Here is a 16567-nt window from a genome sequence, read left to right on the forward strand (position 1 = left end):
CTTTCCTCGAAAATGAAGGTAAACGGTCAGAAAAAATCTTACCGCATAGTGATTTAAGCATACTCAATCCGCTGCAAAGCCATCTCCGCCCTCAGCCAGGTCAGCCAGTTGTCCATGCCTTCGCCGGTCTTGGCCGATAGCGACAAGACCTTGATGCGCGGGTTAACTTGTTTCGCGTACTGGATACATTGCGCGCTGTCGAAATCCAGATACGGCAGCAAATCGGTTTTGTTTAAGATCATCAAATCGGCGGCATGGAACATGTCCGGATATTTGATTGGTTTGTCCTCGCCTTCGGTGACCGACAGGATCACCACCTTGTGCGCTTCGCCCAAGTCAAACGCTGACGGGCACACCAGATTGCCGACGTTTTCAATGAACAGCAGACTATGCTCAGGCAAATTGAGACTTTCCAAGCCATGACCGACCCGATGCGCGTCCAAATGACAGCCCTTGCCGGTGTTGATTTGCAGCGCCGGCACGCCGGTGGCGCGAATGCGGTCGGCATCTCGCGCGGTTTGTTGGTCGCCTTCAATAACCGCGATGCTCAACTCGTCTTTCAAACGCAGAATGGTTTCAGTCAACAGCGTGGTCTTGCCGGAGCCGGGACTGGACACCAGATTCAAAGCCAGCATGCCGCGCTCGCTGAAATAGCGGCGGTTTTCGTCGGCATAACGATTGTTCTTGGCCAGAATATCCTGCTCGATCTGCACCATCCGCGCTTGGGTTAAACCCGGCGCGTGCGCGTGTTCCGCGCTGTGTTCGTGATGATGATGGCCATGCTCATGACCGTGGTGGTGATCATGAGCATGCTCGTGATCGTTTGATTCGTCGTGCGAGTGGGTATGGCCCTCGCCGCAGCCGCATACGCCGCACATTACTCTACCTCCAGTTCTTTAATTCGCATTTGATCGCCGTCGACGATCTGTAATTGATGACTACCGCAGTGCGGACATTCGTCGTATAACTGTCTCACCAGCACCTCGCAGCCGCAGGGCATGCACCATGCCACACCCGGCACGTCGATAATTTCCAAGCGGGCCTGATCGGCCAACGAGCCTTGCATCACCACTTCAAAACTAAACTGCATCGCCTCCGGCTCCACGCCCGACAAGGCGCCAATCTCCAACCACACGGTTTTGACCTTGGCAAATTGCTGGGCCTTGGCCTGCTGTTCGATAATCTGTAACACGCTCTCGCAGAGCGACATTTCGTGCATGATGGTTACCAGTCAATATTTGCCAGCCGTAGGGTACGCACAGCGTACCTGTCAAACTGTCGGATGGTAAGCGGTGCGTCCCCTACTGTTTTACGATGTCACCCGATAGGCCACGCAAGGGTCCACCGCATGAATTAACCATTCCGCTTGCTGCCGCAAATCATCGGCATCGGCCGCCTGCAAAGCCATTAAACCCTGTGCCAAGACACCGTCCGGATGAAAATTCCATTCGGTCGGCGCGACGATGCGGTAATCGTACACCCGGCCCTGATGCAAGGCCAGACGATGAATCAATAAGCCGCGCGCCGCCGGCACTTGCGCCAAACCGACTCCGTCAGCGCCATACGCTTGCGACGTTTCAAGCGAAGCCGCCAGTCCCTGCGGGATTGCAGCCACTTCCAGTAACACCGCCACAAATCGCGGCAACAAACCGTTGCCGTAACGGCTACACAAATCCGCGAGCAAGGGCGAGGTTTGCCGACGACTCAACGGCGTCGACTCAAAACAACAGCCCTGCCACTGCGGCAAGCGGCAGAATGCCGAGCAATCGCTGTTTTGCATGTGTCTGTTCAACTCGGCTGGATCCAATGCCGGCAAACCCGCCACCAGGCTATGTCCCAACGCAGGCCAATGCCGCTGATACGAGACATTCAACAGACCGGCAGCCAAAGCCGGATTAGCGTTCAGCCAAGCGCCCAATTGCGCTTCATCGCTGATTGCCAAAAATCCGTGCAAACCGCCAGCGAAAATCGCTTGATCGATCAAGTCAGTCAATTCAGCCAGCAAACCCTGTAAGCGCACTTCGTCGATTTGCAAACGGCTGCTCAGCCTGAACGCCTCGCCCTCGCCGAACAAGCACGATTTGAACTGCCTATCCAGCTTCAACAACCCGGCAACGGCGGCTTTGTCCGCCGTCCGGCCCAACAAAACCGGCCAATCCAGCAATATCCGCCAGGCATGTTCGCGCACGGTTTCTAGTTGCAACAAACACTGCCTGGCGGTGTCGGCCTCCGGCTCGGCAGCCAATCCCAACGCGGCACGGCAAGCCAATAACGCGGCATAAGCCTGGGCAGTGCCGCACAAGGAAAACAGCAGCGGCACGGTGTCCAACACCTGCTCCGGTGTTTTGCCGACCAACACCCGCGCCGCTTCGGGCCGGGTCGAGCCTATCTTCACCGCTTCGACCTGCCCGGCGCGATGCGTCAGTTCGATAGCAATCTCGCCCGCCGGCGTCACTTAAGGTCTTACCAAATTGCCGCGCAACAAATCGCGGCGGCTGATGGCTCGCGGCGCGGGAACGGCTAGCAAAGCTTGCAAAGCACTTTCCGCCGCCGTTACAGCCGCCGCTTGGTCGGCAAATTGAAACATCGGTGAAAACAGCGAACATTGCGCATACCGACCCAATTGCCATTCGTCGGCGACGACGAACTCAAAACTGCCATAGGGAAAAGTCTGGTCAAACTTGCTTCCTGGCGCTTGCGTCGGCCATTGGCTATCCGCGCTTGGCAGGAGCAACAGGTTCATAAACCAAGGCGTAATCAACATCCCCACCCAATCGGCGTGGTAGCGGTCAAAACCCAGCGCCCGCACCGCCAATACCGGATTCAGCACCGGCATGTCGCGCATCCGTTGGGCCAGGATGTCGTTAAACACCGCTTCCAGCGTTTGCCGAATCTGCTCACTGTCCTGGCAGTGCATGCTTAGTCGTCCAGCACCAAAAAACCTTGTTTGGGCGCGCCGCATTGCGGGCAAGTCCAATGGTCAGGCAAATCGGCAAAGGCCGTGCCGGGCGGCACTTGCCAGATGGCGTCGCCTTCGGCCGGATCGTAAACATGCCAGCAAATCTTGCATTCCAGCTTGGCCTCCGCCGGCAAGCGCGAGGCATCGCCGCCATAAGCCCCGGCGAAAAAGCCTTCGTTCACAAATACACCTGCAAAATTTCCTGCAAACGCTGGTGGCTGTCGGCGATGTCTTCCGCCGACGCGCAAGCTACGTTCGGCACCTCGCTGACTTCCAGGGTATTCAGGATTAACGTGTCTTGCGAATTAAAATACCGCACCCACCAGACATTGCGGGTGGCGGTAGCGTCGATCCGGCAGTTACCGTAACCGCGCGACAAAATCGTCACCGCACCTTTCCCCAGACGCTGTTCCAGTAAGGTCAAATCCTGCTCGGTTTGTGGCAGCAAACTCAGGTTGATGATATGCGCTTCGGCACCGGGTTGATACTCGGCGATTTTGGCATTCAACTCCGCCAGCAGCGGCGGCGCGTTCATCACGCCGTCCGGTAAGGCGCTCATGTCGGCGTCGATGTGTTTAGCTGCATCGGCGAATGCGGTTTGCAAGATGTCTTGAGGGATGATGCCGACTTCCAAGGTGTCAGTAACGATCTGTTTTTGCCCATCCAGACGCTGCGAACGCCAGACGCCGGCCAGCACCGATTCCTGAATCCGCAGGATTTGCGCGCCGTTACACAGCATGCTGACTTCGCCTTCGCCGAGCAGTTCGTCGACGAACTGGCGATTGGTTTGGTCTAGGCTTATCAAGTCTATGGTTTGGCTGTTTGCCGGGTACGCGGCTAAATCCTGTTCCAGTTGCTGCAAGGCGGTTTTGGCCTGCGCCAGATCGGCCGCATTCAAGTCCACCGAAATCGTCGGCATCCGATAGGTCGTCATTTCTTCCGGCATCGCCAGATAGTCGAGTTCGACGCCGTCTTCCTCGGCGGGTTGGCTGCCTTGGCCGAAAATTGGGAGGGATATGCTGGTCATATTTCGGTGGTTTGTTGAATTAAGTTGTAAGCTGGATAAACGAAGTGCATCCGGCATTGGGTTGTTGGGTTATTTGGTGTCGCTATCGCGGTTTATTTGAAGTCGGGTCTCGGCCCGACAGCCGAAATACTTTCTTTTGCGTGGCCAAAAGAAAGTATTCAAAGAAAAGGCCACCCGATATTCCGCCTTAATCCTGCGCTTTACGAAAACCATCCATGGTTTTCGCCCTTCGGGCCAGCCTATCGGCTGTTCAAATTTGCTCCAGGCAAATTTGTCGCTTTTGGCAAGGGTTTTCGGAAGGGCCATCCCTGGCCCTCCGAAAACGAGCGGCATCCCTGCCGCTCCCCTATCGGGCTAATCTCACCAAAAGCTGCGATGCTCGGGGCTGAATAACGGGACCAAAACCATCCCTACACTCAAAGAAAGTCCTGAAAATCTTAAGATAATGAGTAAAACGCCCTACCCTAAAGTGGCTAACTTGAACCTTTTGACCACTGTGCATTTTTAAAATAGCCTAAGTCACTCTGAATTTTGATCACATCTACTTCGTTTTGTTCGGACCATTCAGGCATGAAGATATAGCCAAGATCAGAAGAGTATCCAACCTCCGAAGTTTCAGGCCTATCGGTTGCTATACCCACTACGGTTATGACATCAGGTAGCCTGCCTCTCACAACCAAACATCTGAGCGCTAATTCCCTAACTCTAAGTTCTCTATCGCTACTAGAGCCAGCTAAAAACACGAATGCCGTTCGGTCAAAGCCCAGTACTACCCTAGAGGCAATTTTCCGCTCAGACTCTTCGAGAAATTCAATCAGTGCTTCGGTTAGATTCGCGCGATGTCCTCGCGGTTGTAAAGCCATTGCAACCAAAGCCAGTTCGTTGCTTGTAACTGCCTTGCTATGCATATCGAACATCCCGTCCGTAAGAATGTCATTGGCATAGAATTCGATCAGGCTATCCCATCCATACGAACTGGCCAGATCGTTTTTTATTCTTTTAAAGTCATTCGATTTAGAGAATCCAGACCAAAGATCATCATGAAGAATCAACATGTCGGGCAAACTACCGCAATCACCAGTCACATTAAATGAACGTCCGTGAGATAAATAGAGGGCTAACAAATCTTCGATCCCCCCTCCCATAAATAAAGGTTTAGTTCCTCTGGAAACTAGCTCTTCACTCGCAGTAAGAAAATCAACAAAGTCAGTGACTGTATCGAGAATATCAAAAATAATTCCAACACTGTATTCGTCACAGATATGTATGAAACCATTGCCGAAATCACCCCATTTCAACGGCACTTCGCCTCGGCCACCTAGTGAAACAGATACCCGGTGATATTTGCGCTTTGATTTATGCGGCAGGGCAACTACTCTTCCATCGTGTCGAAGAACTTCATCAACTGTTTCAAGCCAACGTTCAGCCCCCCAGATCTGTGATGCAGATTTATCGATAGCGGCTTTAGTCCAGCGCTCCCATCCAACCTTGTCGCCGGTATTTCTATATTCATTTTCTTTAACCGAAATAATAATGATGTGCGGGCCGCACACAATCAAACAATCACAAAGTTCTTTTCCCTTCTTCCCTTTTGGATTTGGATGAGTCCAGAGCTTTAGAAAAGATTGAGCGCATATCTGGGTAACAAATTTTTCAGAAGGCGTCCGGCTGTGTGTCAATTGGTCGTTCATCGATAACTGTGTGCTAATCGGAGTAAAGCAGCGCGCAACCCAGCAATATAGGCCAAAGCTGGGTTTACACTGTCGTTCCAACCCAGCCTACCAAAAAACCTTTGCTACAAACAATAACCGCCGGAGTGGGCTGTTCCCGTTATGCCGCCCCGAGCATCGCAGCTTTTGGCGAGATCAGCCCGGTAGGGGAGCGGCAGGGATGCCGCTCGTTTTCGGAGGGCCAGGGATGGCCCTTCCGAAAACCCTTGCCAAAAGCGACAAATTTGCCTGGAGCAAATTTGAACAGCCGATAGGCTGGCCCGAAGGGCGAAAACCATGGATGGTTTTCGTAAAGCGCAGGATTAAGGCGGAATGTCGGGGGGCCTTTTCTTTGGATACTTTCTTTTGGCCAAGCAAAAGAAAGTATCTCGGCCGTCGGGCCGAGCCCCGACTTTAAAACAGCCGTCGCGATAGCGACACCTAAAACTCAAAACCCCTGAAACAAAAAATCCAACGCTGCCCCAATCTCAAACCGCTGCGCTTCCAACGACATAATCGGTGATTTCAAAATCCGAGCCGGAACAGCTGCCAATTTCGGCGTTTCCAACACACACTCAAGACCATCGACCACCACAATCGGGCTCAAATTAGTGGGTAACTTGACTGCCGGAAAGCGATCAAGCCGGCGCAGCGGTATGACGACTCGGCTGTCCAGAGAACTCAAGACATCGCTTTGCACATCTAGCAGATACGGTACGTCGTCAGACGTTGCACTGCTATTGCGGTAAACATCGAAACGCGCCATGTCAGAAAGACCGCCATTCGTCTAGCGGCAAACCGTCTTGCTCAATCGTTTGATTGTAGGCTGCGATAAACTCGGCATGCTCTTGCTGCCAACGCCTTTCTCTTTCGCCGCGCACTAACTCGCGCAGATGTCGGTCGCAGGCCTGCGAAATATTGATATTCAATGCCTTGGCCTCGGCCAGCACATCGGCAGACAAGGTGATATTGGTGGCTTTCTTTGAGGCGCTGTTCGTGACTGCCATGATGTTGTCTCCATGAATATGGCTTTAGCATGCGCATTGTACTCCAACATAAAGACTGTTGGAGTACTGCGCAATAGTGACACCAAATTGTTAAAGAGCCGGTGAGATTCCCTTCACCCTAGCGCTCTCCCAAGGGGAGAAGAAATCAGACCGCTGAATTACGCAACGCCTTAAAGCGCCGATAGCAAGCGACTTCAAAAACTAACTAAGCCTACCCAGCACCACAAACCTTACCCAGATCAAACCCCGGCGGCTGCCCCGGCTCGGAGGCCAAAATCCTGGCAAACTCCTGCCCGTATTCCGCCCAATCTTTGATCCCGGTAATCACGCCCAAATACTCGCCGCCGCGCAAAAACACCAAGGACGGCCAACTGGTAAATCTAAACCTAGCCTGTAACTCGCGTTCGATGGATTTATCGATCAGCGCACCGTGCAAGCGCCCGGCAAAGGCTTTTAACAGCTCCGGCAAAATCACGGCCAGATCGTGGCTTTCCGGGAACAGCAACGGATCGTTGGCAAAGAACAGCACCACGGTGTCGTGGCCGTAAATAAAGTTGTCGTAACTCTCGGCATCCAGCAGCGGCAGGCCGTGGCGGGTTTGCAATTGTTCCAGCAAGGGCGTGCTCATGTTCTTAAAAATTCCGGCAGTTCGGGTTCACGGTCGACTAGGTCGGCGAATAAATGATCGAAATTGGTTTCGCCTTGCATGGCTAAGCGCATGGCTTCTAAGGCATCGGCGATTTGTGCGGCGCGCTCTGCGGAGATGACTTCCCGGGCAGCATCTAGAAACACCAGCAACCAAGTGCCGGCGACTTGTTCGCCCACCAACATCATGTCAATCAGCGTGGTTTGGCCGCGATACTCGCAAAGTGCCGAATCGCCGCGCGGTTCTATGACTTGCATGGGGATGCCGATACACATCAGTATTTGCCCCGATAATCGACATCGACTTGCAGACTGGGCAGGTCAGAAGCCGGCGGCAGCTTCACCTCAAAAGCCGCGGATAACACGATACGTTCGTCACCCAACCGACAGGCTTGTTCGGGCGACGGCCGTTCTTGTTCGTAGCGTTGGATATTCAAGATCGGGTCGGCCAATGCTTGCGGTGTGTCCACGCACTCAGCAACGACGCCGAACCTTTGCAGATAAGACAGAGCCATCTCGATAGCCGGTTGAATTTGCGCTTTGACGGCGGGCCGCAGGCTGCCGCCGTAATCTTCTAGTTCTTCCGGCTGCACGCCAATCAGCAATAAATGCTGGGGATATTCACCCAGCATTTGCGCCAGCGCCAATACTTCCTGAAAACCGGTTTGATGCAGGCTCATTTTCTTGGCACCGAGGAAATTCGGCACCTCGTCATTTTCAACGCGCTTCATGGTGGCCGGTGGCAGACCATAATCGACCGCATCAAATACCACCAATACATCCGCCGCCTGGACATGCTCGATCAGATAGACGCCCTGCGTACCGCCGTCCACCACTTGCACGTTATCCGGAAAACGGTAGTGTTTTTGCAGATGTTCGATAACGCGCACGCCAAAGCCTTCGTCGGCCCAAAGCAGGTTGCCGATGCCGAGTAGCAGGATGTTGGCTGGAGTATTTGCCATAGCTCGCTCAGGCAAGCGTAGGGTGGGCACAATTAAGTGCCCACCGTTCTGTTCCGCGTGGGCACCAAAACAGTGCCCACCCTACGAATTTAATGCGCATCGTCCACCGGCTTGTCATCTTTAAAGGTCCGCCAGCCGGTCGCAATGGTGGACAGCATGCTCTGCCCGGATAATTTGTCCTCGCGCACCGCGACATAAATATGAATCAGCACGAAACAGACGATGAACCACATCACCAGATGGTGCCAGGTGTGCACGGTTTGACTGTCGCCGAACAGCGGCAGCAACCAACTACTGAACAGCGCATATTGCCAACTGCCCTGCCCCTCGCCTTCGCCATACAAGGCAAAGCCGGTGAAGATCATGAACAAGGAACCCCACACCAATACAAAATGCATCGCCAAGATTGCCAGCGGGTTGTGACCGATGTAGTGGCGCGGTGCTTTGGTCAAAAACGCATACCACAACAGTTCCTGCAAAACGCCGTCCCAAAAATGCGCTTGCAGCAAGGGCGGCAGAAAGATCTGCCGAGCATGTTCGTTGCCCGCATAGGCCCAGTACAAACGCCCCAGTAAACCGATCGCCAACACATAGCCCGCGGCAAAATGCGCGAAGCGAATATAGCCCATCAGAAAATGCTCGGAGGCTTCGCCGACCGTTGAAGATAATGGCGATGCGATCAAATAGCCGCTTACAGCCAGCACGGTGATCGCCAGCGCATTGATAGCATGCCAGAGTCGAACCGGCAGTTCGTAAACGTAAACCGGAGCGAGTGGTGCGCTCATTGCGGTCTCCGGCCCAATGCTTTGCTGCGAAGCCAAAGGCTACGCAGCAGTGCTGCCGCCGCTATCGATAAAACTGCTGTAAACAGATGCGGCAGCCAGGCCGAGTAAGCGGTCAGCATATGTTCCAGGCTGTGCGTCAAGGCATCGATGCCGGGGTGGCTGTGGGCTTCGGCTTGGCCGAAAACCAGTAACAAGGCGATGGATGGCAATATTTTGTTCATAAGCTCTCCCGGTAGGGTGGATAAGGCAAACGCATCCACCATGGAATTTGAAAAAGGCGGATGCGCTACGCTTATCCGCCCTACATTTTTATGGTTATCGGACTTTCACCCGTGTCAATTCCGTACCGTCCGGACTCATCACATGCGTTGAGCAAGCCAGACAAGGGTCGAAACTATGCAGCGTGCGCAAAATTTCCACCGGTTCGTCCGGCACCTCGACTTTAGTGTTCATCAACGAAGCCTCGAACGCACCGATATTGCCTTGCTCGTCGCGCGGCGAACCGTTCCAGGTGGTCGGCACCACGCATTGATAGTTGGCGATTTTGGTATCTTCGATTTTCAACCAATGACCCAAGGCGCCACGCGGGGCCTCGGTGAAACCGACGCCTTTGACGCTGCTCGGCCAGGTTTCCGGGTCCCAACGCTCGACATTAGCCGTGCTGAGATCGCCGGTTTTCAGATTGGTGATTAGTTTGTCCATGAAATAACGCATCTTGCCGGCAGCCCATTGCGCTTCCAGGCCACGCGCAGCGGTTCTGCCCAAGGTCGAGAACAAGGCGCTGACCGGCACGTCCAGAGTTTTCAGGACAAAGTTGATCTGCTCAGTCATTTCTTTGTTGCCTTGCGCATAGCCGATGACATAGCGCGCCAACGGCCCCACTTCCATAGCATGGCCGCGCCAGCGTGGAGCTTTGATCCAGGAATATTTGGCGCTTTCGTCCAGCTCCTGAATATTGGTGCGGTCGCCCTTGGTTTTGGCGCCGATTTTATAGTTCGGTTCGGTGATGCCCTCCCAAGGATGCAAGCCTAGCGCTTCGTCCGGGTATTTATACCAGGAGTGCGGTACGTATTCCTTAATTTGCTCGGGATCGGTCAAGTCCACTTCGTGGACTTTCGTCAGATCGCCGTTGATGATCGCGCCGCGCGGCATCAACAAGTTAGCGGCAGAATAGTCGTTGGCTTTGTCCGGGATGTCGCCGTAAGACAGCATGCTGGCCCCGGCCAAACCACCGCCGTACATCCAGCCTTTGTAGAACTCCGCAATCGCCAGTAAATCCGGAATATAGACCTGGTCGATAAAGGTGATGGTGCGGTCAATAATCGACGAAATCAGGTTCAAGCGCTCCATGTTCACCGCACCGACCGCGCCGACGCCGTCCAGATTGATCGCACAAGGCACGCCACCCACCAGCCAATTCGGATGCGGATCTTTGCCGCCGAAGATGGTGCGGATTTTCATGATGTCTTTTTGAAAATCCAGCGCTTCCAGATAATGCGTGACCGCCAACAAATCGGCTTCCGGCGGCAGCAAATAGGCCGGATTGGTCCAGTAGCCGTTCTTGAACGGACCCAGTTGACCGGATTCAACGAACTTTTTCAGACGGTTTTGGGTGTCGCGAAAATAGCCTGGCGAAGACTTGGGATTGCTCGGCGAAATCTGTTGCTGCAAAGCCGAGGTTGCGACCGGATCAGCCTTCAGAGCATTGACGGGATTCACCCAATCCAAGGCATGCAAATGATAAAAATGCACCAAGTGATCGTGTGCTTGCAGACTGAGCTGCATGATGTTGCGGATCGAGTTGGCATTTTCCGGGATCTTGATTTTCAAGGCATCCTCGACCGCGCGCACCGAGGTCAGCGCGTGAGTACCGGTGCAAACACCGCAGATACGTTGTACGAAGGCCCAGGCGTCGCGCGGATCGCGGCCTTTTAAAATCACTTCCAGCCCGCGCCACATGGTGCCGCTGGAGATAGCGTTACGGATGATGTTGTCGTCGTCGATATTGACTTCGCAGCGCATGTGGCCTTCGATGCGAGTGACCGGATCGACCACCACACGGCGGCCGGCATCGTTTAAATTAAAACCGTTGGGGGTGTTTCGGACTGTCATTATTGCTGCGCTCCTGATTGTTTATCCCCGGCTTGTTTGGCATTGTTTAAAGCGGTCAAACCGGCATGCGCGGCAACACCGGCCCCGACAATCGCGGCGGCGGTGCCGCCGACCACATCGGCGTTGGCTTCGATACCGAATTGATTGATGCCGGTGAGGCGGTCGTAAAAGCTGCCTTTATCCCAGAAACCGTCTTCGGAACAACCGATACAGCCATGACCGGACTGAATCGGAAACGAGGTGCCTTCGTTCCATTTCACTGTGGAGCAGGCGTTATACGTGGTTGGCCCCTTGCAACCCATTTTGTACAGGCAGTGACCCTGGCGAGCGGCTTCGTCGTCCCATTGCTCGACGAATTGACCGGCGTCGAAATGTGGCCGTCTGTAGCATTTGTCGTGAATGCGCTGGCTATAGAACATCTGCGGCCGGCCTTGTTTGTCCAGCGTCGGCAGTTTATCGAACGTTAATAGATAAGCCACCACGGCGGTCATCACTTCAGCAATCGGTGGGCAACCAGGCACCTTAATAATAGGTTTGTCGGCCAAGCCGGGGACTTTATGGACCGGCGTGGCGCGGGTTGGATTAGGCTTGGCGGCTTGTACGCAACCCCAGGAGGCACAAGAACCCCAGGAAATGATGGCCTTGCAACTCTCGGCGGCATATTTGAGTTGCTCAACAAATGGCTTGCCGCCAATAATGCAATACATGCCGTCTTCGGCCAGCGGCGGATTGCCTTCCACGGCCAGGATGTAGTTGCCTTTGTATTTTTCGACGATCTCGGTGACGATGGCTTCGGCGTTATGACCAGCTGCAGCCATGATGGTGTCGTCGTAATCCAGCGACAACATCGACAAAATCACGTCTTTGGCTAAGGGGTGACCGGAACGGATGAAGGATTCTGAGCAGCAGGTGCATTCCAGGCCGTGTAACCACAACACTGGGATGCGCGGCTTGGTTTCCATCGCATGGGCGATTTTCGGCGCGAAAGCCGGCGACAAGCCCAGCGAGGCAGCCGTTAAACTGCAGAATTTCAGAAAACTGCGGCGGGTGATGCCTTGCCTGCGCATCACATCGTAAAAGGTTTCGATCATGGATACTCCAGTCGTCGTTATGGCTAATCAAAGTGACTGGCTTGACGACGGCACGCGAGCTGAGGCGTTGCTTGTTGTTATCCAGACCTTCAACAGCAAGTTTTCAAAACCGCCCGTGCAGCTATGCCGTCCACCATTTGCGCAAACGGTTGAAAACCTTTGATTGTTATTATTTGGACGACAACATCCTGCTCGTTTAAGACCGGCGTTGCCCCGCCATCCATCAGCAACATCCATGCCGATCAGCGGATAGCGCTAAAACCTTTAAGATCGTGTGACAATTAGCATTTAACCTTGCTCTACTCCTGTCTGCTAAGCAACAAAGCCCACAAAACCACGCGAAATTGGCGGAAATACGACATTGAGGTTGAGTTAAGAATGGCGGCGAAAAACCTCTCCGCACTTGGTTGACAGGTCTGAGGAGGGGCGGCTACAGTGAATAAACGTCCGCAAAGCCTTTGAGACTGGACCAACCCAAAATAATTAAGCTGAAACAACACCAGGAGCCCCCTATGAACCGCTTTATCATGCTCATGTTACTGACTTTATGTAACACCCATGTCTTGGCCGATTGGGACCCAGAACTGGAAGCGCAAGAACAAGCACAGCGGGAAGCCACGCAACGCGCCGAACAAGCCAAGCAACGGGAGGCGCAAAAAATGATCGACGCCGCGAATGCCAAAGCCAACCAGGAAATGATGGACAGCAAACGCAAAAACCTGGGGGCGGCAGCCAAGGGCAAATCGGATGCGGAAGTGAATCGTTTGTACGACGCCAAGATCAAGCAAACCACAGACGAGGCCAATCGCTTGGCTCAGGAAGCTCGCAGTGCGCTTAGCCAAGGCCAAGGCGCAGCGGCGGTAAAACAAGTAACCGGCAAAAGCCTGCAGGAATTGGAAAATATGTCCGATGAAGAAGCCGACGCCCTGTCTCGGGAATTGGAAAAGAAATACGGGCAATGAGGAATAGGGCCTCGCGCCCGCCGTTCGGATAAATAATCCCTAGCCCAGAGATTCATCCGCTCACACTCCCGGCAAAGGAACTGCCGGCCCAGGCTTATTCGCCGTCTATTTCTTGTTCCAGCAAAGTCCGCAGACCGGCCGGCATTTCCAGGGTTTCCGGATCCCAGCCTTCCAGCTCCAGCACATCTTTCAGGCATTCTTCCATGATCAAATGGGCTTGTTGCGTGGCCTCGGCAATGCGTTGATGCACTCTGGTTTGCACCTCGCTGCCACTGCGCTCTGAACAATGGGCTTGGTAATCGAACAGTTTACGCAAGCTATCGATCTGTCCGCCCACTTGCGACGGGCAGGAACACATGTACAAAATCCCCTGAACGTTGATACGTTTGAGTTGTTGATTGCTAAATTGGGTTTCCAGTTTCATGATGCGAGCTCTCGATTTTCTCGTTTATTATAATTATCGGGTTGGCGCCAACCCTGGCTCTAATTCTTTTCCGCCGCATACGCCGCTAAGCTTCGACCGGCGGCATAGGCTATCAAGGCCAAGGCCAGTTATCAACTTTAGGCAGATTCGTTAGCGCCAAGAAGCTAATTTTAACAATCAATCCAAGATCAAGCCGGCGCTAAACCACCGCTGATCAATTGCCGGGTACGGGCATAGGTTTCCTGAATGATTAAGGCATCGGTGCTGGCCCGATGCCGCAACAAGGCCATATCCTGCATCACTTGCCGTTTGGTTTGGCTCCAGATGTCCATTTGCGCTTCTTTTAATATCATTTCCAACGCGCTGAGATAAAAACCCGGCTGTACGCCGCAGCGGAAGAACAAGCGAGATAACCATGGCTTATCGACCACCCAGCCATCGCTATACACCGTTTTACCGGCTAAAAAATCATTCAATTCGCTGGCCACCAGGGCGACGGGTTTTCCATAATTGATTAAGATCTCCCGACTGAGGCCATGCACGCACTCAGCCTGCGCATCCCAGTGAGTCCAATCGCTGGCAGGCTTGATCAGCGCGCAATATTTTTGCCCGTTTCCCAATACCACGCCTACTTCGATGGGATAACTATCGAAGCCAAACCCGGAGGCTTCAAAATCGATGACATTCGGTCTGATGGTTTGCAACTGAGCATCCCTTTGCAAATCGTAAAACGTGTAAGCCTAGCCTAAATCGACGAATAAGATCGACGTAAACGGGCCGATTTAATTTTATAAAACCAGCGCAAAGCCAGTAACAAAACCAGTATGCCGCCGAACAGCAACGGCCGGCTCAGATCTTTTTTGACCAGCCAAGCAAAATGCACCACGCCGGCCGCGGCAATCGGGTAAACCAAACGGTGCAAGCGTTTCCAGTTTTTGCCGCCGAGCCGGCGCTGCATGGCGTTGGTAGAGGTTACCGCCAGCAGAATCAGTAGCACAAACGCCGCAAAGCCCACGGTAATGTATGGGCGCTTCAGGATGTCCTTGGCTATAGCCGACCAATCGAAAAACTGGTCCAACACCAAATACGTCGAAAAATGCAGGCAAGCATAAAAAAATGCAAACAAGCCCAGCATACGCCTGAGCCGGACCAGCCAATTTGCGCCACTCAGCTGCCGGAGGGGCGTGACGCCGAGACTGATCAGCAAAAACGTCAAGGTCCAATAACCGGTATTGTGGGTGATTTTTTCGATGGGATTAGCACCCAATTGATCTTGCCAGGCCGCCGTCAGCAATAACCCCAGGGGCAGTAAAGCCGCCAAAAACACCAGCGGTTTTAGACGCCGCAGGCGAGTATCGTCAAGCGCTTTCCAATTCACAGTCAAAAGTTTTTAGCCAAATCCATCCCGGCATACAAACCGGCCACTTGCTCGGCATAGCCATTGAATGGCAAGGTCGGCCGTTTTAGAAACTCGCCCAAGCGGCGCTCCTTGGCTTGGCTCCAGCGTGGGTGATCGACTTCCGGGTTGACGTTGGCGTAAAAGCCGTATTCGCTGGGGCCGGCTTGCATCCAACTGGTCGTGGGCTGCTGCTTGAGCAAGCGAATCTTGACGATGGATTTGGCGCTTTTGAAACCGTATTTCCACGGCACCACCATTCTGACCGGTGCGCCGTTTTGATTTGGCAACACTTCGCCGTACAAACCAAAGGTCAGTAGAGCCAGCGGATGCATGGCTTCATCAATCCGCAGACCTTCCCGGTACGGCCACTCCAATACCGCCCGCCTTTGGCCGGGCAGTTGCTCGGGGTCGTGCAGGCTGACGAATTCCACATAACGCGCCTCGCTGGTTGGCTCCACTTGTTTCAGCAGCTCCGCTAACGGATAACCCAGCCAGGGAATGACCATCGACCAAGCCTCCACGCAACGCAGGCGATAAATGCGCTCCTGCATCGGCGCCAATTTCAGCAAATCTTCGATGGCAAATTGTTTGGGTTTCCGGACTTCGCCTTCGACACTCACCGTCCAGGGCCGGGTTTTCAGACGGCCGGCCATTTTGGCCGGACCTTCCTTGCCGGTATCGAATTCGTAGAAATTATTGTATTGGCTGACGTCTTCCAGAGGCGTCAATTTATCGGTCAGGCCGTAAGCTTCGGAGAGACTGCTTGCCAGCTTTTCGCCGCCAAAAGCAGCGCCGGCAATTAAGGCGGTAGAGCCGCCAAGTGCCAACTGCATGAAATGCCGGCGTTGGTAAAACAGCTCGCGCGGCGTGATTTCGGAAGCAGGAATTGCGGGGATGCCGGGAAGTTTCATGGGGACGCCTCTTGAAAAGTTTAGAACCACTCGACCGTAAACCGGGCCGGCAGTTCCGCTTGCGGCAAAATCAGGCCACGGGCTTTGTTATGGCCATCCGCTCTATTTATGTGGCTTTTTCTTGCTGTCCGACTTTTTGGCTGCCGCCTTTTTTGTGGCCGTCTTTTTTGCGAACTTACCGGGCTTGGCGACTTTTTTATGCGCGGATTTCCGTGGATTTTCCTCCGCTGTCACTTTCGCGGCGTCAGTTTGCGCAGACTGCTCTGCCAGATCCGCGCTATCCGGCGGCAAATCCGGCATCGGCAATATGGCAGCGTCGCTGCCGTCATCAACGGCTGCCCGGTCGCAGTCCGGCAAGTCTTGATCTTCAGGTGAGCAAATGACTCGATAGATAATTTTCCGGTCTTCGTTTTTACCGGTTTTAGGTTCTAGCGGCCTAACAATAGGCGCGGTGTCGTCTGAGATTGTGCCCAATAATTCGGCCGCGGCTGTTTCACTGTATGCCCAAACGCTAAAAAGCAAACTCAAATAACACGCCAGGTATATCGGGCGACTGGAATCACTACTACGCCGA

At 53.7% G+C, this 16567-nt stretch carries 23 protein-coding genes; 2 read left to right on the forward strand and 21 right to left on the reverse strand.

What is annotated here, in order from left to right; genetic code table 11:
* Positions 1–53 precede the first annotated feature (53 nt).
* From hypB to JL719_RS20710, 16 genes are all read right to left on the reverse strand, one after another.
* Positions 54–878 carry a hydrogenase nickel incorporation protein HypB gene (gene hypB, locus JL719_RS20635; protein WP_033159113.1) on the reverse strand — a complete coding sequence of 275 codons (825 nt, stop codon included), beginning with the start codon at positions 876–878 and terminating at the stop codon, positions 54–56.
* A complete protein-coding gene (gene hypA / locus JL719_RS20640; RefSeq protein ID WP_020483415.1) occupies positions 878–1219 on the reverse strand; it encodes a hydrogenase maturation nickel metallochaperone HypA in 342 nt (113 codons plus the stop codon). The genes hypB and hypA overlap by 1 nt, the downstream gene beginning before the upstream one ends.
* A 90-nt stretch (positions 1220–1309) precedes the next feature.
* Positions 1310–2455, reverse strand: a complete 1146-nt coding sequence (locus JL719_RS20645; protein WP_033159112.1) for a nickel-dependent hydrogenase large subunit — start codon at positions 2453–2455, stop codon at positions 1310–1312.
* Positions 2456–2917 (reverse strand): [NiFe]-hydrogenase assembly chaperone HybE, encoded by a 462-nt coding sequence (gene hybE / locus JL719_RS20650; protein ID WP_033159111.1) that lies wholly within the window; start codon positions 2915–2917, stop codon positions 2456–2458.
* Between the two features lie 2 nt (positions 2918–2919).
* Positions 2920–3141, reverse strand: a complete 222-nt coding sequence (locus JL719_RS20655; protein WP_033159110.1) for a rubredoxin — start codon at positions 3139–3141, stop codon at positions 2920–2922.
* Entirely contained in the window at positions 3138–3986 is an 849-nt protein-coding gene (locus JL719_RS20660; RefSeq protein ID WP_033159109.1) for a hydrogenase expression/formation protein, read from the reverse strand. Before JL719_RS20660 ends, JL719_RS20655 begins: the two co-directional genes overlap by 4 nt.
* A 473-nt stretch (positions 3987–4459) precedes the next feature.
* Positions 4460–5677, reverse strand: coding sequence for a PI-PLC domain-containing protein (locus tag JL719_RS20665; RefSeq protein ID WP_201799004.1), 1218 nt, complete (start codon positions 5675–5677; stop codon positions 4460–4462).
* 466 nt (positions 5678–6143) lie between these two features.
* Positions 6144–6461, reverse strand: a complete 318-nt coding sequence (locus tag JL719_RS20670) for a CcdB family protein (RefSeq protein ID WP_033157849.1) — start codon at positions 6459–6461, stop codon at positions 6144–6146.
* Between the two features lies 1 nt (position 6462).
* Positions 6463–6702 (reverse strand): type II toxin-antitoxin system CcdA family antitoxin, encoded by a 240-nt coding sequence (locus tag JL719_RS20675; protein ID WP_033157848.1) that lies wholly within the window; start codon positions 6700–6702, stop codon positions 6463–6465.
* A gap of 211 nt (positions 6703–6913) precedes the next feature.
* Entirely contained in the window at positions 6914–7330 is a 417-nt protein-coding gene (locus JL719_RS20680) for a thioredoxin domain-containing protein (RefSeq protein WP_033157847.1), read from the reverse strand.
* Positions 7327–7623: a HypC/HybG/HupF family hydrogenase formation chaperone gene (locus JL719_RS20685; RefSeq protein WP_033157846.1), complete on the reverse strand. Its 297-nt coding sequence runs from the start codon at positions 7621–7623 to the stop codon at positions 7327–7329. The genes JL719_RS20680 and JL719_RS20685 overlap by 4 nt, the downstream gene beginning before the upstream one ends.
* Positions 7623–8309: a hydrogenase maturation protease HybD family protein gene (locus JL719_RS20690; protein ID WP_033157845.1), complete on the reverse strand. Its 687-nt coding sequence runs from the start codon at positions 8307–8309 to the stop codon at positions 7623–7625. The genes JL719_RS20685 and JL719_RS20690 overlap by 1 nt, the downstream gene beginning before the upstream one ends.
* An 89-nt stretch (positions 8310–8398) precedes the next feature.
* On the reverse strand, positions 8399–9094 hold the full coding sequence (cybH, locus tag JL719_RS20695) for a Ni/Fe-hydrogenase, b-type cytochrome subunit (protein ID WP_033157844.1): 696 nt from the start codon (positions 9092–9094) through the stop codon (positions 8399–8401).
* Positions 9091–9315, reverse strand: coding sequence for a hypothetical protein (locus tag JL719_RS20700; RefSeq protein WP_129871443.1), 225 nt, complete (start codon positions 9313–9315; stop codon positions 9091–9093). Before JL719_RS20700 ends, cybH begins: the two co-directional genes overlap by 4 nt.
* A 94-nt stretch (positions 9316–9409) precedes the next feature.
* Positions 9410–11206, reverse strand: coding sequence for a nickel-dependent hydrogenase large subunit (locus JL719_RS20705; protein WP_033157842.1), 1797 nt, complete (start codon positions 11204–11206; stop codon positions 9410–9412).
* On the reverse strand, positions 11206–12297 hold the full coding sequence (locus JL719_RS20710; protein ID WP_174843462.1) for a hydrogenase small subunit: 1092 nt from the start codon (positions 12295–12297) through the stop codon (positions 11206–11208). The genes JL719_RS20705 and JL719_RS20710 overlap by 1 nt, the downstream gene beginning before the upstream one ends.
* Between JL719_RS20710 and JL719_RS20715 the strand changes: the two genes are divergently transcribed.
* Both JL719_RS20715 and JL719_RS20720 read left to right on the forward strand, forming a co-directional pair.
* Positions 12296–12460, forward strand: coding sequence for a hypothetical protein (locus JL719_RS20715; RefSeq protein WP_165385992.1), 165 nt, complete (start codon positions 12296–12298; stop codon positions 12458–12460). The genes JL719_RS20710 and JL719_RS20715 overlap by 2 nt on opposite strands.
* 349 nt (positions 12461–12809) lie before the next feature.
* On the forward strand, positions 12810–13259 hold the full coding sequence (locus JL719_RS20720) for a hypothetical protein (protein WP_033157841.1): 450 nt from the start codon (positions 12810–12812) through the stop codon (positions 13257–13259).
* Positions 13260–13353: 94 nt separating this feature from the next.
* Here JL719_RS20720 and JL719_RS20725 read toward each other — a convergent pair whose 3' ends face one another.
* From JL719_RS20725 to JL719_RS20745, 5 genes are all read right to left on the reverse strand, one after another.
* Complete coding sequence (locus JL719_RS20725; protein WP_033157840.1) at positions 13354–13683, reverse strand: hypothetical protein; 330 nt, start codon at positions 13681–13683, stop codon at positions 13354–13356.
* 188 nt (positions 13684–13871) lie between these two features.
* Positions 13872–14387, reverse strand: coding sequence for a 3'-5' exonuclease family protein (locus JL719_RS20730; protein WP_033157839.1), 516 nt, complete (start codon positions 14385–14387; stop codon positions 13872–13874).
* Between the two features lie 41 nt (positions 14388–14428).
* A complete protein-coding gene (gene msrQ / locus JL719_RS20735; RefSeq protein ID WP_051670179.1) occupies positions 14429–15061 on the reverse strand; it encodes a protein-methionine-sulfoxide reductase heme-binding subunit MsrQ in 633 nt (210 codons plus the stop codon).
* A 2-nt stretch (positions 15062–15063) separates the two neighbouring features.
* Positions 15064–15993 carry a protein-methionine-sulfoxide reductase catalytic subunit MsrP gene (gene msrP, locus JL719_RS20740; RefSeq protein ID WP_033157838.1) on the reverse strand — a complete coding sequence of 310 codons (930 nt, stop codon included), beginning with the start codon at positions 15991–15993 and terminating at the stop codon, positions 15064–15066.
* 102 nt (positions 15994–16095) lie between these two features.
* Positions 16096–16467: a hypothetical protein gene (locus JL719_RS20745; protein ID WP_129871444.1), complete on the reverse strand. Its 372-nt coding sequence runs from the start codon at positions 16465–16467 to the stop codon at positions 16096–16098.
* Positions 16468–16567: the final 100 nt, after the last annotated feature.

The sequence above is a fragment of the Methylomonas sp. LW13 genome, from assembly GCF_016865255.1.
Classification (GTDB): Bacteria; Pseudomonadota; Gammaproteobacteria; order Methylococcales; family Methylomonadaceae; genus Methylomonas.